Source organism: Mesorhizobium sp. WSM4829 (genome assembly GCF_055811475.1).
Genome location: NZ_JBVVQJ010000007.1, coordinates 214019 through 228988, shown reverse-complemented (window position 1 = coordinate 228988; position 14970 = coordinate 214019). Strand labels below are relative to the sequence as shown.

The following is a 14970-nucleotide window of genomic DNA, read 5'->3' as shown; positions in this document are numbered from 1 at the left end:
AAAAGCATCTGCGGGTGCCGCCAAATGTGGTGAATTACCTTACGCGAGCGCACTCCCGAATGCTCTTGCGCTGAAGGCAGGTTCCCGACCTCGATTTGGAGGTTCAAGTCTGCAACGCCCAAGGTCGTCAACGGGTCGGTTCTTGCCGTCCACCGGCACCAAGCGTCAGACTTTCACCACTAGGTTCTGTTGACAAAGTGCATCGGAAGACAGGCCATAGTTCCAGCACATTTTGCTAAGCAGGCAGGCATGGGACGTGAGTTCATCCATGACGCTGGCAAAGCGCTTCTCAGTTTTCGTTTTTTTGTTGCATAGGACTTTCTACGCCCGAACGCGGGTTCGGTCATCACCTGCCAATATAGGCGGCTAGTTCGTCCGGCGTCCCATTTGGGAAGGCCTGTTTTAGAAAATTCAAGAACGCCGACACTCGCGCGCTGAGTAGCCGCCGAGATGGGTAGAGCGCCCATAAAGCGATCTCGGGGCCGTCGATATCCCCCCATAGTACCAGCGTGCCGTCAGCCAAGTCGTGGGCCACCAACGAAATGGGAAGACGTGCTGCACCGACGCCGGCTCGCACCGCATCCCGGACCATGATGAGCATCGACAAAGCGAGGACAGGCTCGATTGCAATTGTTGACCGGCCACCTTGTGTCTTCACGTGCCATGTTTGCCGATCGCCCGCCCAGCGCGCGACGCCAGGAGCGGCGAGTCCAGGAGCGGCGAGTCCACCACTCGCGCGAGGAAGGTCAGGGCTCGCCACTACGACCAGGCGGTCGCGGAGAAACGCCCGTCCAACCAGGCTTTCGTCGGGATCTGGATTGACTCGGATTACCAGATCGTAGCCTTCCTCGATCATGTCAACAGGCCGATCCTCAGTCGTAACCTCCAGCCTCACCTCCGGATATTTAAGGGCAAACCCCGCAGCAATCCTCCCCATTGCGGTCTGAGAAAAAAGCAAAGGTGCGCTAATCCGTAATCTGCCCCTGGGTCTCTGACCGCCCGAGGCAATCGCCGAAGCCGTCTCGTCCAGTTCGGCAAGCAGCGCCCCTGTCCGCTCGAAGAGCGCCCGTCCTTCTTCGGTGAGCTTCAGGCTACGCGCACCCCGTTCAAACAGGCGCAGATCAAGGCTGCTTTCCAATTCTCCAACGCGCCGCGACAGGGTCGCCTTAGGCCGTCCGGTGGCCCTTGCCGCTTTGCCGAAACCACCGTGGCGGGCAACGAGATTAAAATCGGCGAGGGCAAGAAGATCCATGTGTGTTCCACCAGCGAGACGGTGCGTCTAAAATTTCAGCCTATTGGACCCTCAGTGAGCCACACATATTGGCCGTGTCAAGCAACCCAACAGGAGAAATTTCATGACCATTCTCGTTACCGGGGCCACAGGCAATATTGGCCGCCAAGTCGTTGAACACCTCGTCAAGCGCGGCGCTGATGTACGTGCTCTCGTCCGCGATCCGTCGAAAGCCAACTTCCCGGCAGGCGTATCAGTCGTGCAAGGCGACTTTCTCGATGTCGATTCGCTGCGCAAAGCCATGTCTGGAGTTTCCACTCTGTTCCTTTTGAACGCCGTAGTTCCGGACGAATTCACCCAAGCTTTGGTCGCGCTGAACGTCGCCCGATCGGCCGGTATCGAGCGGATCGTATATCTGTCGGTGATCCACGCTGACGGCTACGTGAACGTGCCACATTTCGCTGGCAAGTTCGGCGTCGAGCGAATGATCGAGCAGATGGACTTCAAGGCTACGATCTTGCGCCCAGCTTACTTCATCCAGAACGATCTGATGATCAAAGACGTCATCACCGGCTATGGCACCTACACAATGCCGATCGGCGACAAGGGTCTCGCCATGATCGACGTCCGTGATATCGCCGAGATCGCCGCCCTTGAGCTGCTGCGCCGTGAACAGGCCGCAGAGCCGCTTGCGATCGACTGGATCAACCTCGTCGGTCCAGAGACACTGACTGGGGCGGATATCGCCGCCATCTGGTCAGACGTGCTCGCCCGCCCGATCAACTACGGCGGCGACAATACCGAGGATTTTGAGCAAAATCTCAAGCAGTTCGTGCCCGCCTGGATGGCCTACGACATGCGTCTGATGGGCGAGCGCTTCTTCACCGACGGGATGCTGCCTGGGGCCGGCGACGTCGAGCGCCTGACTGCCCTGCTCGGACGTCCACTGCGCCCATATCGAGCCTTCGCCTCGGAAACCGCTGCCTCCGCCTGACGGAAGCGCAGCCCCTGTCTGATCACAAGGATTGTCATCATGATTTATTCAACTGCCACAGTTCCGGTGAACCCGGAAGGCGAAGTCCCATTGACGCGCGCTCAAGTGTGGAAGGGTCTCGAGCTGAAAGCACGCGACGCCCGCTTGTTCCTTGTCACGGGTCTCTGCACCCGTTGCGACGTTGTGGAGGAAAGCGCTACCCACTTCGTGCGTGAGGCCACGATCGGTGGCCACGACCTGCGCGAAATCGTCACGCTCGAGCCGGAAAGCAAGGTCACCTTCTTCCAGGCATCCGGTCCGCGCGAGGGAGCGATTGTCAACGAACTGTTCGAAGATGGAGAAGGCGCACTGCAGCTTCGCTTCTACTGCTACATTGGCCTGCGCGGCAAAGAGCCAAACGGTCGCGAGGAGCAGGCCGAGCAGGCTCAGTTCGCCAGCGAAAACGGCTACAAGGCCGCCCTGCTGTCGACGCTGAAGCGGACCCGCGAACTGCTCGCAGCGGGAAAGCTCTAATCATCGCCAGAAACACAAGCAACAGGGCGGCTCTCAAGGAGGCGCCCTGCCTTCGCGGGAACAAATGATGCTACGTCCGTCGCCGACGCGTTCAGCCGCCTCTAACGGTATCGAACCGACCATCGCTCAGCGGCGACGACGGTCATGAAGAACCCGATCGACAACAGCGATGAGAGCACGATGGCGGCGTAGAGCCGGTCGGACTGGTAGTTGAAGGTCGCCTGGATGATCAGCGCGCCGAGACCTTTGTCGGAGCCGATCCACTCGCCGACGATCGCGCCGATCACCGCGGTCGCCGAGGCGATCCGCAGCGAAGCGAAAAGCATTGGCAGCGCGCGCGGCAGGCGCAGGCGCCAGAATACTTCCCAGCGCGTCGCCGACAGCACGCGGAACAGCTCGTGCTCGCTGGGGCTCGCCGATTCCAGACCCCGGATCATGTTGATGAGCGTTGGGAAGAAACAGATCACCGCCGCGATCACCATCTTGGGCAGCATGCCGAGGCCGAAGATGAGGATGACGACCGGGGCCAGCGCCAGCACCGGGATCGTATTGAAGAACAGCACGACCGGAAAATAGGCCGCCTGCAGCGTACGGCTGTGAACGAAGACGATCGCCAGCAGCACTGCGGCGAGGTTGCCGAGCACGAAGCCGGAGAGCGCCTCGATGGCCGTCGGCCAGAGGTTCGACAGGAGAAGCGATCCGTTCCTGGCAAACACGCCCGCTATCGCGGTCGGCGTCGGAACGATGTAAGCGGGCACGCCGGCGAGCGGCAGCAGGAATTGCCATGCGAGAATGAGCGAGCCGGCGCCGAGGATCGGCAGCGCAGCCTGTGCGAATGGCGAAAGCGCGCCCTGGTTCACGACGCCGCTCCGAGGGCGGAGCGCATCCTGGCCATTGCCGCGACGATCGCCGGATCCTCGCGCGAGCATCTGTTGTCCGGCCCCTTCAGCGGACGAAGGTCGTGGTCGGCGACGATCCGGCCGGGATGGGCGGCAAGCACGATCACACGCTGTCCGAGATAGACCGCTTCGGCAATGGAATGCGTGACGAACAGCACGGTCGTTCCGGTCCGCCGCCAAAGGTTCAGCAGTTCGTCGTTGAGGCGATCGCGGGTGATCTCGTCAAGTGCGCCAAAGGGTTCATCCATCAGAAGCAGACGTGGCTCGCCAAGCAGCGCCCGGGCGATCGCCAGCCTTTGGCGCTGTCCGCCGGAAAGCTGATGCGGCAGGCGCTCACTGAGGGCCGACAGGCCGACGAGTTCGAGCAACTCGTCGGCCCGGTCGTCTATCATGCGCGACAGGCTGCGGCGGCCGACCTGGATCGGCAGTCGAACATTCTCGCGCGCCGTGCGCCACGGCAAAAGGGTCGAGTCCTGGAAGACAAAACCCACGCCGCGGCCGCAGCGCACCGCCGACGGCGTTTCGCCCATCACGCGTATCGTGCCTGCGAGCGGCGCTAGAAGATCGGCGACAACGCGCAGAAACGTCGACTTTCCGCACCCCGAAGGCCCGAGGATCGACAGGAACGTCCCGGCCTCGACTGTCAGTTCGAGGCCGGAGATCACCGTCACGGGCGAGCGCCGGCCGGGATAGCCGACGTCGAGCCCGGAGGTTTCGATGGCCGGCGCGGCCATCAAGAGGCGGGCGCGCCGAGCTTCGGCCGTTCAGCCGCAGTGAGTTCGAGAAGCTTCGTCGTATAGACGTCCTCGGCCTTCGGCCTGCCGTTCGGGTATTGGCCAATCTGGTCAAGCAGCGCGATCTGGCCCTCGATCGAGGCAGGATCGAAGGTGCCCCATCCATCCTTTTTCGTGTTGTCGTCGAACGACAGTTTCAGCACCAGGGGGATCGTCTTCTTTTCCCAGCCCGCGTCGATCTCGGGATAGGCCGCGACAAGCTTGTCGACCGCCTGCTCGGGATTGGCGTGGACCCAGCCCCATCCTTTGGCCACCGCGCCGATGAATTTCGCCAGGGTCGCGGAATCGGATTCGATGGCGCTGTCGGTCGCGAAATAGACATTGGCATAGGACGCCAGGCCGAGCTCCGACAACAGCAGATCGATGCGATCGTCACCGACGACGCTGAGCGCCTGCGTGTTGGTGATCCAGCCGCCGATCGCATCGACGTCGCCACGAACCAGCGGCGCCTTGTCGAACCCGACATTGACGATGGTGACCTCGGAAGGGTCGATCTTGTTCTTCGCGAGCATCGCGTCGATGGCGAAGCGCGCGGTCGGCTGCGTGCCGATCCGCATCCCCTTCAGATCCGCCACCGACTGGATCGGCTTCTCCGGTTTCGACGTCAGCGCATAGGGCCCGGTGCGATAGCCGCAGGCGATTATCCTCACCGGAACGCCGCTCGCACGCGCGGCATAGAGTTGAGGCGATTCCGAGAATTGGCCGAGCTGGGCGGCACCGGACACCACTGGCGGCACGGTGGCGGCGTTCGGCCCGCCGGGGCTGAACTCCACTTCAAGCCCAGCTTCGCTGAAGTAGCCATTGGCGACGGCTGCGACGTCGCCGATCTGGCCGTTCGACATCAGCCAGTCATACTGGACGACGAGCTTGGCGGCTGCCGAGGCGCTGGCGCCGAACAGCTGAAGTCCCGGCCCGAAAGCCGCCAGGCCGGCGGCGCCGGCCTTCAGGATCGATCTGCGATTCCACTGCGATGCGTTCCCACTCATCTTCTTGCTCCTTTGTTGGACTGCTTGCATGCGGCGCGGCCCTTTCTTGCGAGGCCGTCGCGATCCAATCACACTTGCGTGTCGTGATAGTCGCCCGGTCCGGCGCCGGTCCAGGCATAGAGTTCCCATAGCGTCCCGTCCGGATCGTGGAAGTAGGCACAGCGCGCGTTCCAGACATAGTCGCCGGGCGGCCCGACGAACGGCACGCCCTTGTCCGACAGTTCGGCGTAGAGCCGGTCGACCTCCCCCGCGCTTTCGAGTTCCATGGCGACGCACGCCTTGTGCGCCTGCTTCGGTGAGCGGACATTCGAGACGCCGCAGTGGCGATTGATGTGGTCCAGTTGCCATGCGGCGAGCGTCACGCGCTCGGAATGAAAATCGACAAAGCCCTCGGCGCGGCGTCTGATCCGGTAGCCAAGTTTCTGCGTGTAGAAGTCGATGGTGCGGTCGATGTCCTCTACAAGCAGGCAGATATCGGTGATTGCCTTGGTCTGCCCGAGCGACATGGTCATTTGCCCCGATTGATCGCGGTGAGCTCGACGCCTACGCGCGATGCGGCGCCTTCGATGTGCCGGCGCATCGCCTCGCCGGCAGCTTGTGGATCACGCGCGGCGAGCGCGTCGTAAATCCGCACGTGCTCGGCGACGTTGACCTCGACCAGGTCGTGGAGCGGATTGGTGAGGCGGGCATAGTGGATCGACTGGCGGATTTGCTCGCAGACGAAGGAAATGAAGGTGTAGATGTAACTATTGCCGGTCGCCCGGGCGATCGCCCGATGGAAAAGCAGATCGGCCTCGATGCTGCCATCCTCCCAGCGCTCCTCGCCGCCCATGCGGTCCAGCGCAGCCTTGATGGCGTCAAGCTCATCGGACGTACAGCGCGCCGCGGCGAGCGTGGCGGATTCGGTCTCCAGGATGCTGCGCAGCTCGAAGAGCTGCTCCATGTTGCGCTGGTCTTTCAGTGCCTCACGGTCGATCCGGATGGCTGTCCGCTGTTCCGGCGCCATGACGAATGCGCCCACGCCCTGACGCGCCTCGACCATGCCATCGGCGCGAAGCTGGGCAATCGCTTCCCTGACAACATTGCGGCTGACGCCGAACTTGTCGGCGAGCTGGCTTTCGGTGGGAAGCCGGGCTCCCGGGATGATGTCGCCGCCCTCGATCTCGCGGCTCAGATGCGACGCGACGCGGTGCGGAAGCGCCTCGACGCTGCCGATGATGGACGAACGCTGCTTCATGCGGCTTTTCCCTACAAATCGCCCGGATCAGGCACGAGACATGTCGGATTGAACAGGCCTGCCGGATCGAAGGCTGCCTTGATCGCGAAATGAAGCTGCCGCTCGCGCTGCGAAAGGCCGGCCCAGAACACGTGACTGCGGCTGCGACCGACGCCATGCTCGGCGCTGAACGAGCCGCCGAGCGCTCCGACCAGCTCGTAGAGCCGGGTCAAAACCGCCTGCCCCACGGTCCTCGCTTCGCCGGGGTCGCAATCGATGGGAGGCAGCACATTGAAATGGATGTTGCCGTCGCCCGCATGGCCATAGGTCAGGGATGCCCAGCCAGGCCAGTCGCGCACAATGCACGCGCGTGCTTGCTCGATCAGCGTCGGCACCTGGCTGAGACGAACCGAGAGGTCGGTGCGGACATGATAGCCGCGCCGCGCCTGCCCCTCGACCAGGCCCTCACGGATGGCCCAGAATGTGGCAGCCTGCGAACGGCTTTGCGCGACGACGGCGTCCCTGATCAGGTCGGCCTCGAGGGCGCGCGCCAGCATAATTTCAAGAAGGCCGCCGGCATCTATCCCTGGCCCACAGGCGAGTTCGACGATCGCATGAACCGGACATTCTTGCGTCAGCGGCGAGCGCAGGTTCGGATCGATGAGGTGGACCAGCGGCAGGCACTCCTCGCCGATGACCTCAAACGCGCTGAGAAGGTCGGAGCAGAGATGCCTTGCCGTCCGGAACAGCTCGCACGCCTGGCGGAAGCTGCCCAGTCCGACATAGGCGGTCTCGACCTGCGTCGGCCGGGGCGAGAGCCTTACCTCGACGCCGGTGACGACTCCCAGCGTCCCTTCCGAGCCGATCATCAATTGCTTCAGGCTGTAGCCGCGATTGTCCTTGCGCAGCCCGTTCATGCCGTTCCAAAGGGTGCCGTCCGGCAGCACCGTCTCAAGCCCGAGCACCAGATCACGCGTCATGCCGTAGCGCAGCACATTGATGCCGCCGGCATTGGTCGCGACGTTGCCGCCGATCGTGCACGATCCCTGTGCGCCAAGCGCGAGCGGGAAGGTCATCTCGGATGCTTCAGCGGCGTCCTTGACGTCCTGCAGCACGGCCCCGGCATCCGCTTGCAGCGTGAAGTCGAGCGGATCGACGCGGCGTATCCGATTGAGACGCTCAAGCGACAGCACTGCGTAGTCCGAATTGTCTGGAATGGCGCCACCGGCAAGTCCGGTATTGCCGCCTTGCACGACGATGGCGACACCGCTCTGCGAGCACCATCTCACAAACGCCTGGACCTCTTCCACCGATCCTGGACGCACGATGAAGCGGGCACTGCCGCGCCTGTCGCGGCCCCAATCGAGGAGGTAGCGCTCTGCCTGGGGCGACCGTCCGTCTATCAGCGCATCACCCGCCAACTGCGCAGGCAGCTCAGCAATTGCGCCGGAAGCTTCGCGTTGAGATGGGCGATCCGTGATCATCGGGTCAGATCATACGGTCATCCTACAACTTCGCAAGTCCTATTCTTCTCGATGCTCCAGGGTCCCTGGTCGTCGCCGATACGCTTCCCGTGCAGATCGACCAGATGAAGGAAGGGTTCTCGCTCGGCCAGGTCGGCCAGCGGCCGTTCGAAATGGGCTACAAGACGATGGTGGCGCTGAAGGACATGAAGGACGGCAAGGCTTCGCCGGCCGACCCGACCTATACCGGCCTTGACATTTGCACGCCGGAGACAGCGGATACCTGCATCGCCAAATAGTGCTCCAAATAGCGTTAATTGGGCGCGAGCAAACTCCCGCCCGTTTTCATGGCCCGCCCTTTTCTTGGGGGATTATCAATGTCGGAATTGTTCTCGCTCAACGGCCGTGTCGCGCTGGTCACAGGTGCTTCGCGTGGTCTCGGCTTCGCCATGGCCAAGGCACTTGCGGAAAACGGCGCGACGGTGATCGTCAATGCCCGCGATCCGGCCGCGCTGTCGGCGGCGGCCGAAAGGATCGGTGCCGAAGCCCTGCCGTTCGATGTCACCGACGCGGCGATCTCGAGGGCGTCGCTCGAAGGGATCGTCGAACGCCACGGCCGCCTCGATATTCTGGTCAACAACGCCGGCATCCAGCATCGCAGTCCGTTGGTCGAATGGCAGGACGAAGATTTCGACCATGTGATTGCCGTCAATCTTTCGGCCTGCTTCCGTCTGATGCGCGATGCGGTGCGCCTGATGCTGCCAAACAAGTTCGGGCGCATAATAAACACTGGATCGGTTGCAGCGATCCTTGGCCGTCCCACCATTCACGCCTATGTGGCGGCAAAGGCGGGCCTGCACGGGCTGACACGCTCGACCGCCGCTGAACTGGGCCGTCACGGCATCACCGTCAACGCGATCGCCCCCGGCTATTTCGCTACCGAGCTCAACACCGCACTTATGAGCGATGAGGCCTTCACCAAATGGGTCGAGGCACGAACCCCGGCGGGCCGCTGGGCCCAGCCTGAGGAACTCGGCGGAGCCGTGGTGTTTCTCGCCTCAGACGCTGCCGCCTACGTCAACGGCCATGTGCTGGCCGTTGACGGTGGACTATCGGTTTCCCTCTGACCGGCGAAGTGCTTTTCAGAAAAAAATTTCAGCCAGGCAGCGCTGCGAAATTTGCGAAGACAGGCTGAGTTAATGCATGTCGCCCAAAAGTGCGCAGCGGTTTTGGGATAACGACATGCATAAAAACAAAAACCTAAAGCCGCGTCGCAGACGCGACGCGCTTTAGCCGATCCCATAGACCAGGCTCACGCGCCCATCTGTGAGCTGCTGAACCTTCCGCAGTTCAAGCCCGCGACGATTTTGCGTTGCTCCAAACAGCGCCTTCCCTTCGCCGACGAGCAGTGGATAGAGGATAAGCCGCAGTTCATCCACCAGCCCGGCATCGATCAGGCTCGCGGTCATTCGCGCACCGCCCATGAGATAGATATCCTTGCCCGGCTGCTGCTTGAGGCCAGCGATGTCTTCGAGGCTCCGCACGAAGCGCGTCTTTGGCCAGGCCGCCGAATTCATCGTGTTCGACAGCACATAATGCGGGGTCTGTTCGGCAAAGCGGGCCCATTCGAGCTCCTCCGGCGTCGGCAATTTGCCGGTCATCGGCAACGGCTTGTCCGGCTCATTCTGGATCGCACTCCAGTAGCGCTCGTAGCCGGCGTACATGATGCTCCCGAGCAGGCAGGCATCGATTTGCGGCGTCAGCCCGTAGTCCTCCGACCACGCGTCGACCCAATCGGCATAACCCTCGGGTCCCTCCATCTTGCCGTCGACGGAAACCTTCATTCCGGTGATCAATTTGCGCATGACTTCCTCCATCGGGCTTGCGAAATGCAAGCACGTTTCATCGTCGGTTCGTTGCTGGTGTGCGAGCCTCCAGGGGGCCGATGCCGGTGGAGGCTGGGCGGTTACTTCAGCCGACGCGATCGTGCCAGGCTGGCAGGCGGCGGTCGTATTCTTCCCGCAGGCGGCTCCAGCCATCCCAGAAGGAGGTCGGCGTCTTGCCCGCTAGACGAGCAGCCAGCATGTCGAGGTGCATGTGCCAGCCGGCGGTGACATTGAGCTGGATTGCGCGTTCCGGCAGCCGGCGATGGACGACGGTGAGCAGCACATCATCGCCCTTCGGCTCCAGCAAGAAGGAAACCCCGCCGGTGTTTCCCCAGGTGATGGCGAGCTTGTAGGGTTGATCGAGCTCGGTGATCCGGCCCTCCATCCGATGCTCTTCGGGAAAGCCCGCGGGGCGCTGGCCGGGCGGGTCGGTCAGCTCGTCGTTACGCCAGACCAATTCGAACGAGGTGCCGGCCTTCATTTCCATCTGGCCGGCAGCCATCCACTGCCGGCGCAGGTCACTCTCGGTGAGATAGGCCCAGACCCGCTCGATCGGGCCGGGCAAGAGCCGCTGGATGGTGAACGTGGCGGGCTCGGTCAGCTCGCCATAGGCTTCGATGGCTTTCATCTGGTTCATTGGTCGTCTCCTTCTTTTGAGGCGGGCGATTTCTCGGATTCATCCCTGGCTTTGCCTGCGTCCTGCTCGCGAAGCAGACGCTCGAGGACGTCGAGACGGTTGGTCCAGAAGCACTCGTAGAAGCCGAGCCATTGGTGGGCGCTGGCCAGCGGTCCGGGTTCGAGGCGGCAAATATGTGTGCGGCCCCTCACCTCTCGACGAATAAGCCCTGCATTCTCCAGCGTCTTGATGTGCTTGGAGGCGGCCGCCAACGACATGGCGAAGGGTTCCGCCAACTGGCTCACCGTTCGCTCGCCGCCGGCGAGGTCGCGAAGCATGTGCCGGCGGGTGGCGTCGCCAAGCGCATGAAAAACCGCGTCGATCTGGGGCGTTTCTAATTCAACCATGTAGTTGAATATAGAGGCGCGCTTTCGAATTGTCAACCGATTGGTTGAATGATCTTGGAAGGGAGTTCCACAGGCGGTCTGCGGCGATCGAAGACATTCGGCCAGTGCAAGGGCCGCGGACATGGTCACCGCGGCGGAAGCGGGACCTTCACTTGCCTTCGAAGAAAGTATGAATCGAGACTTCCAGCTTTTCGATGAGTTGAGGGTTATGGCAGCTTCCAGCCCAGATCAGGGCGTTCAGTCTCATATCCTTATTGAGAAAGTTCATTTTCCGGGAATCAAGCAGGTATCCCGCGACCTCGTAGTGCCGTCCCTTGATAGCCTCGATAAGCGCGTTGTTCCTTCCGGTCTTGTCAGTAAGATTCACGTCGGCGCCATTCTCGACAAGCAACTTGACGACATCCAGATGCCCGTTCTTTGCTGCTTCAATAAGGGCCGTTCTGCCGTAGTAGTCGGCTCTTGCATTAATCTCTATTTCGGGATGTTTCACGAGGGCTAAAATAGAGGCGTAGTGGCCCTTGGCCGAAGCAAGGCTCAATGGCGTGCTCTTCCATTTGTTTCTGGAATTCACATCGATTGCTGGGTGTTCGATCAACGCCTCGACCGCCGCGGTGCGGGCATTGAGGGCTGCGAGATGAAGGGCTGACCAGCCGCCGCCGTCCGCCTCGTTGATATTGGCGCCGGCCGCCAATTCCGCTCGAACGGCCCCCGCATCGCCGCTTTCTGCCGCGATCAGCAGATTCGACCAACCTCTCGCCGCTTCGACTTCCAAGCTCTCGGTCAATGCAGTCGCCTCCCCGAATGCTCCCTGCATGATACCATTGTTCCGGTTCGGCCGACATCCACCGAATGACCGGCTTCCATCGAAAAGCCTTTCTCATTCGACGGTGTCCGCAAATACAATCCGAGAGGGGAAGAAGGAGAAGATAGCGAACCTGAGCTTGAGCGAGAGGCATGATGCCTTTGAGTGCCTGACGTAAGAGCGCGACGGCGTCCGACTGACTTCACTCGCAAGCAGAGTGGCGAGGACGCCGAAGTCGGACTGGCTGGTTGGTAATCGGCATGGAAGTTCGACCGGCTCGAACGTGAAGCCAGGCCACTGATCAAAGCGGAACTGGCCGATATCCTCCGACAGCGGAGGCCGATAAAGACGAACAGGAAGCGCGCACTCAATCGAGAAACAACATGCAGTCCTTCAGTGCATTCGTCGTCAACAATGTCCGCTGGCTCGCGGGCGCCTTTTTGCTGACCCTCGTCTCCTCCTTCGGGCAGACCTTCTTCATCGCCTTGTCGAACGGCGATATCCGCGAGACGTTCGGGTTGAGTCACGGCGAGTTCGGCGGGATTTACATGCTGGCAACGCTGCTTAGTGCGGCGACCCTGCCGTTCCTTGGGCGGCCGCTGGACCGGTATTCGACAGTGACCATGGCGATCGCGACGATGCTCATGCTTGCCTGCGCCAGCATTGCGATGGGGTTCGCCGGGTCGCTGCCAACGCTGCTCCTTGCGCTCTATTTGCTGCGCCTTTTTGGCCAGGGGATGATGACCCAGACCGCTCTGACGGCAACAGGCCGCTGGTTCGCCGCGAACCGGGGCCGCGCCGTCTCGGTCGTCACGCTTGGCTTTCATGTCGGCGGCGCTCTGCTGCCTTTCCTGTTCGTCCTCGTGGCCGGCCTCGTCGGCTGGCGGGGAAGCTGGTTCGTCTGCGCAGCCTTCATCCTGGTCGTGGCCTTGCCTCTGGTTTGTGCGCTGGTCCGGAAGGAACGCAATCCGCAGAGCGAGGCCCAGCCGAGGGCGCAACGCGCAGTGAAGCACTGGACGCGGACTGAAGTCCTGCGCGATCCGACGTTCTACGCCATCTGCCTGGGGGTTCTGGCTCCCGCCTTCGTCGGCACGACCATCTTCTTTCACCAGGTCTATCTAACCGAGCTCCGGGGCTGGCCGCTGCAACTCTTCGCCAGCGGCTTCGCCGTCCTGTCCGCCACGACGATGGGTTTTGCGCTTCTGGCCGGGTGGCTGATCGACCGCTTCTCGGCGGTCCAGCTGCTGCCTCTATTCCTTCTGCCGCTGGCGCTGGCATGCTTCGCGGCTGCCTATCTGACGGCGCCTTTCGCCATCTTCGTCTTCATGGCGCTGCTTGGCATCAGCTACGGCTTCTCCTCGACCCTGGAGGGCGCGATGTGGCCGGAGATCTACGGCACCGCGCATCTCGGCGCGATCCGCTCGGTTGTGGTGGCCGTGATGGTTCTGGCCTCGGCGATGGGTCCCGGCATCACCGGATACCTGATCGACGCCGGCGTCGACTACGCGCTGCAACTGGCCTTGATGGGCGTCTACAGCCTGGCCGCCGCCTTGCTGATGTGGCGGGTGTCGCGGAGGCTGACGCGGGGCCTGTCTCGCGGCTGGAATCTTTCCAGCTCCTGATCGGCCCTGAAATCGTCGACACCAACATTTATGTCGCTAGTTACGGAATGAAGTGCTGGTCCGCGTCAGACGCTAATCGGAAGGTGAGAAGCAAGATGCGAATTGGACGTCGGCAACTTCTTGTCCTGTCGCTCGGAGCGGCTGCCTTCGGCACGGCCCAAGCCTCCGGGCCACTCTGGGCAGCCCTGCGATCCGGAGAAGCCATTGCGCTGCTGCGCCATGCCGCGGCCCCAGGCTCCGGCGATCCGCCTGGCTTCAGGCTCGGTGACTGCAGCACCCAGCGGAATCTGTCGGAAGAAGGTCGTGCGCAGGCCCGCGCGATCGGCGACCTGTTCCGTGCGAACGGCATCTCCTCGGCAGCCGTCTATTCGAGCCAGTGGTGTCGCTGCCTGGATACCGCTCGCCTGCTCGGGATCGGCGACGTCGTGCCTCTTGAGCTGCTCAATTCCTTCTTTGGCGACAGTTCGGCCGCAGAAGTGCGCACCGCTGCCCTTTTGGCCTGGCTCCGCGGGCAGCGTTTCGGCGGACCTGCCGTGCTTGTCACGCATCAGGTCAACATCACCGGTTTGACGGGCGAGGTGCCGGATAGCGGCGAAATGATCATCGTCCGTATTCATGAAGCTGACCCCGTGCAGGTCATCGGGCAGGTTGCCACGCCGGCTTGAGCATCATGGCGTTCGACCCCATCTCGTGCAGCATCGCTTCAGTCGCGGAACAACGACGTGCGAGGAGAGATCGAAGGGAGCGACGGCATGGCTATCGATTTCAACCATACAATACTGCCGGCCCGCGACAGCGAGGCGTCGGCAAAATTCCTGGCGGAAATGCTTGGCCTTCCCGCCCCAAGGCGCTGGGGGCCTTTCCAGATGGTCACCACCGAAAACGGTGCCAACCTCGACTATATGGATACCTCAGGCGAAATCAGGCCGCAGCATTACGCCTTCCTGGTCAGCGAAGCCGAGTTCGACGAGATCTTCGCCAGGATTCGTGAACGGGACCTGCCGTACTGGGCTGATCCTGGCCGGACGCAGCTGGGCGCGATCAATCGCCACGACGGCGGCCGCGGCGTTTATTTCGAGGACCCCAACGGTCATCTGCTCGAGATCATTACCCGTCAGTACGGCAGCGGCGGATGGAACCCGTGATCGCTCGGTGGCGTAGCCAGGCGGCGGACGTCTGCGAGCTGGCCTCATGGCGGAACCTGAACGGTAACCTTGATCGATGAATAATAGGCGGCGACATCAGCTATATCCTCATCGCTCAAGCCCTTGGTCACGACAGTCATCTGCTCGTTCTTGCGCTCGCCTGCCTTGAAGGCCATCAGCGCCTTGACAAGATAAGCCTCCTTTTGCCCAGCTATGTTCGGCGCCTCGGGCAGCTTGGCGATGCCGTCCTTGCCATGGCAAACCTGGCACTTCAGCATGACTTTTTTGCCCGAAGCGGCATCACCTCCAGCCTGCGCAAGAGACGAACAGGCAACCAGCGCAACCAGACTGACGATCAAACGCCTCACCCCGAACTCCTTTATCCATAGAGAAGCA

Annotated in this window: 19 protein-coding genes; 7 read left to right on the top strand and 12 right to left on the bottom strand. The window is 62.1% G+C overall.

Annotation, left to right across the window (positions count from 1 at the left end; translation table 11 throughout):
• Positions 1-346 precede the first annotated feature (346 nt).
• Positions 347-1252 carry a LysR family transcriptional regulator gene (locus AC0L17_RS09915; protein WP_473515674.1) on the bottom strand — a complete coding sequence of 302 codons (906 nt, stop codon included), beginning with the start codon at positions 1250-1252 and terminating at the stop codon, positions 347-349.
• A 103-nt stretch (positions 1253-1355) separates the two neighbouring features.
• On the opposite strand from AC0L17_RS09915, the gene AC0L17_RS09910 reads away from it, so the two are divergent.
• Positions 1356-2225, top strand: a complete 870-nt coding sequence (locus AC0L17_RS09910) for an SDR family oxidoreductase (protein ID WP_091599220.1) — start codon at positions 1356-1358, stop codon at positions 2223-2225.
• 39 nt (positions 2226-2264) lie between these two features.
• Entirely contained in the window at positions 2265-2738 is a 474-nt protein-coding gene (locus AC0L17_RS09905) for an SRPBCC family protein (RefSeq protein ID WP_128170319.1), read from the top strand.
• 101 nt (positions 2739-2839) lie between these two features.
• On the opposite strand, the gene AC0L17_RS09900 is transcribed toward AC0L17_RS09905, so the two are convergent.
• From AC0L17_RS09900 to AC0L17_RS09875, 6 genes are all read right to left on the bottom strand, one after another.
• On the bottom strand, positions 2840-3598 hold the full coding sequence (locus AC0L17_RS09900; RefSeq protein ID WP_473515673.1) for an ABC transporter permease: 759 nt from the start codon (positions 3596-3598) through the stop codon (positions 2840-2842).
• Positions 3595-4371 carry an ABC transporter ATP-binding protein gene (locus AC0L17_RS09895; RefSeq protein ID WP_473515672.1) on the bottom strand — a complete coding sequence of 259 codons (777 nt, stop codon included), beginning with the start codon at positions 4369-4371 and terminating at the stop codon, positions 3595-3597. Before AC0L17_RS09895 ends, AC0L17_RS09900 begins: the two co-directional genes overlap by 4 nt.
• Entirely contained in the window at positions 4371-5417 is a 1047-nt protein-coding gene (locus AC0L17_RS09890; RefSeq protein ID WP_473515671.1) for an ABC transporter substrate-binding protein, read from the bottom strand. Before AC0L17_RS09890 ends, AC0L17_RS09895 begins: the two co-directional genes overlap by 1 nt.
• 68 nt (positions 5418-5485) lie before the next feature.
• Positions 5486-5923 (bottom strand): VOC family protein, encoded by a 438-nt coding sequence (locus AC0L17_RS09885; protein ID WP_023799114.1) that lies wholly within the window; start codon positions 5921-5923, stop codon positions 5486-5488.
• A gap of 2 nt (positions 5924-5925) precedes the next feature.
• On the bottom strand, positions 5926-6654 hold the full coding sequence (locus tag AC0L17_RS09880; RefSeq protein WP_091599234.1) for a FadR/GntR family transcriptional regulator: 729 nt from the start codon (positions 6652-6654) through the stop codon (positions 5926-5928).
• Positions 6655-6665: 11 nt separating this feature from the next.
• Complete coding sequence (locus tag AC0L17_RS09875) at positions 6666-8117, bottom strand: FAD-binding oxidoreductase (RefSeq protein WP_473515670.1); 1452 nt, start codon at positions 8115-8117, stop codon at positions 6666-6668.
• 89 nt (positions 8118-8206) lie between these two features.
• Between AC0L17_RS09875 and AC0L17_RS09870 the strand changes: the two genes are divergently transcribed.
• Both AC0L17_RS09870 and AC0L17_RS09865 read left to right on the top strand, forming a co-directional pair.
• The gene (locus AC0L17_RS09870) at positions 8207-8395 is read left to right on the top strand and encodes a hypothetical protein (RefSeq protein WP_473515669.1); all 189 of its coding nucleotides are present in this window, start codon (positions 8207-8209) and stop codon (positions 8393-8395) included.
• Positions 8396-8473: 78 nt separating this feature from the next.
• Positions 8474-9223, top strand: a complete 750-nt coding sequence (locus AC0L17_RS09865; RefSeq protein WP_236377435.1) for a glucose 1-dehydrogenase — start codon at positions 8474-8476, stop codon at positions 9221-9223.
• 162 nt (positions 9224-9385) lie between these two features.
• On the opposite strand, the gene AC0L17_RS09860 is transcribed toward AC0L17_RS09865, so the two are convergent.
• The 4 genes from AC0L17_RS09860 to AC0L17_RS09845 form a co-directional block, all read right to left on the bottom strand.
• A complete protein-coding gene (locus AC0L17_RS09860) occupies positions 9386-9961 on the bottom strand; it encodes a dihydrofolate reductase family protein (protein WP_473515668.1) in 576 nt (191 codons plus the stop codon).
• Between the two features lie 106 nt (positions 9962-10067).
• Positions 10068-10619: an SRPBCC family protein gene (locus AC0L17_RS09855; RefSeq protein ID WP_473515667.1), complete on the bottom strand. Its 552-nt coding sequence runs from the start codon at positions 10617-10619 to the stop codon at positions 10068-10070.
• Positions 10616-11005 carry an ArsR/SmtB family transcription factor gene (locus tag AC0L17_RS09850; RefSeq protein ID WP_473515688.1) on the bottom strand — a complete coding sequence of 130 codons (390 nt, stop codon included), beginning with the start codon at positions 11003-11005 and terminating at the stop codon, positions 10616-10618. The genes AC0L17_RS09855 and AC0L17_RS09850 overlap by 4 nt, the downstream gene beginning before the upstream one ends.
• Positions 11006-11153: 148 nt before the next feature.
• Positions 11154-11789: an ankyrin repeat domain-containing protein gene (locus tag AC0L17_RS09845; RefSeq protein ID WP_473515666.1), complete on the bottom strand. Its 636-nt coding sequence runs from the start codon at positions 11787-11789 to the stop codon at positions 11154-11156.
• Between the two features lie 401 nt (positions 11790-12190).
• Between AC0L17_RS09845 and AC0L17_RS09840 the strand changes: the two genes are divergently transcribed.
• From AC0L17_RS09840 to AC0L17_RS09830, 3 genes are all read left to right on the top strand, one after another.
• Positions 12191-13429 (top strand): MFS transporter, encoded by a 1239-nt coding sequence (locus AC0L17_RS09840; protein ID WP_473515665.1) that lies wholly within the window; start codon positions 12191-12193, stop codon positions 13427-13429.
• Positions 13366-14094 (top strand): histidine phosphatase family protein, encoded by a 729-nt coding sequence (locus AC0L17_RS09835; protein ID WP_473515664.1) that lies wholly within the window; start codon positions 13366-13368, stop codon positions 14092-14094. The genes AC0L17_RS09840 and AC0L17_RS09835 overlap by 64 nt, the downstream gene beginning before the upstream one ends.
• 87 nt (positions 14095-14181) lie before the next feature.
• The gene (locus tag AC0L17_RS09830) at positions 14182-14574 is read left to right on the top strand and encodes a VOC family protein (RefSeq protein ID WP_473515663.1); all 393 of its coding nucleotides are present in this window, start codon (positions 14182-14184) and stop codon (positions 14572-14574) included.
• A gap of 44 nt (positions 14575-14618) precedes the next feature.
• Here the strand turns inward: AC0L17_RS09830 and AC0L17_RS09825 are convergent, their stop codons facing one another.
• Positions 14619-14942 carry a c-type cytochrome gene (locus tag AC0L17_RS09825; RefSeq protein ID WP_473515662.1) on the bottom strand — a complete coding sequence of 108 codons (324 nt, stop codon included), beginning with the start codon at positions 14940-14942 and terminating at the stop codon, positions 14619-14621.
• Positions 14943-14970: the final 28 nt, after the last annotated feature.

What these genes read in the sequence shown, in the direction of transcription:
- AC0L17_RS09915 (WP_473515674.1), bottom strand. Translation starts at nt 1,252, where the DNA reads ATGGATCTTCTTGCCCTCGCCGATTTTAATCTCGTTGCCCGCCACGGT.
- AC0L17_RS09910 (WP_091599220.1), top strand. Translation starts at nt 1,356, where the DNA reads ATGACCATTCTCGTTACCGGGGCCACAGGCAATATTGGCCGCCAAGTC.
- AC0L17_RS09905 (WP_128170319.1), top strand. Translation starts at nt 2,265, where the DNA reads ATGATTTATTCAACTGCCACAGTTCCGGTGAACCCGGAAGGCGAAGTC.
- AC0L17_RS09895 (WP_473515672.1), bottom strand. Translation starts at nt 4,371, where the DNA reads ATGGCCGCGCCGGCCATCGAAACCTCCGGGCTCGACGTCGGCTATCCC.
- AC0L17_RS09890 (WP_473515671.1), bottom strand. Translation starts at nt 5,417, where the DNA reads ATGAGTGGGAACGCATCGCAGTGGAATCGCAGATCGATCCTGAAGGCC.
- AC0L17_RS09885 (WP_023799114.1), bottom strand. Translation starts at nt 5,923, where the DNA reads ATGTCGCTCGGGCAGACCAAGGCAATCACCGATATCTGCCTGCTTGTA.
- AC0L17_RS09880 (WP_091599234.1), bottom strand. Translation starts at nt 6,654, where the DNA reads ATGAAGCAGCGTTCGTCCATCATCGGCAGCGTCGAGGCGCTTCCGCAC.
- AC0L17_RS09875 (WP_473515670.1), bottom strand. Translation starts at nt 8,117, where the DNA reads ATGATCACGGATCGCCCATCTCAACGCGAAGCTTCCGGCGCAATTGCT.
- AC0L17_RS09865 (WP_236377435.1), top strand. Translation starts at nt 8,474, where the DNA reads ATGTCGGAATTGTTCTCGCTCAACGGCCGTGTCGCGCTGGTCACAGGT.
- AC0L17_RS09860 (WP_473515668.1), bottom strand. Translation starts at nt 9,961, where the DNA reads ATGCGCAAATTGATCACCGGAATGAAGGTTTCCGTCGACGGCAAGATG.
- AC0L17_RS09855 (WP_473515667.1), bottom strand. Translation starts at nt 10,619, where the DNA reads ATGAACCAGATGAAAGCCATCGAAGCCTATGGCGAGCTGACCGAGCCC.
- AC0L17_RS09850 (WP_473515688.1), bottom strand. Translation starts at nt 11,005, where the DNA reads ATGGTTGAATTAGAAACGCCCCAGATCGACGCGGTTTTTCATGCGCTT.
- AC0L17_RS09840 (WP_473515665.1), top strand. Translation starts at nt 12,191, where the DNA reads ATGCAGTCCTTCAGTGCATTCGTCGTCAACAATGTCCGCTGGCTCGCG.
- AC0L17_RS09830 (WP_473515663.1), top strand. Translation starts at nt 14,182, where the DNA reads ATGGCTATCGATTTCAACCATACAATACTGCCGGCCCGCGACAGCGAG.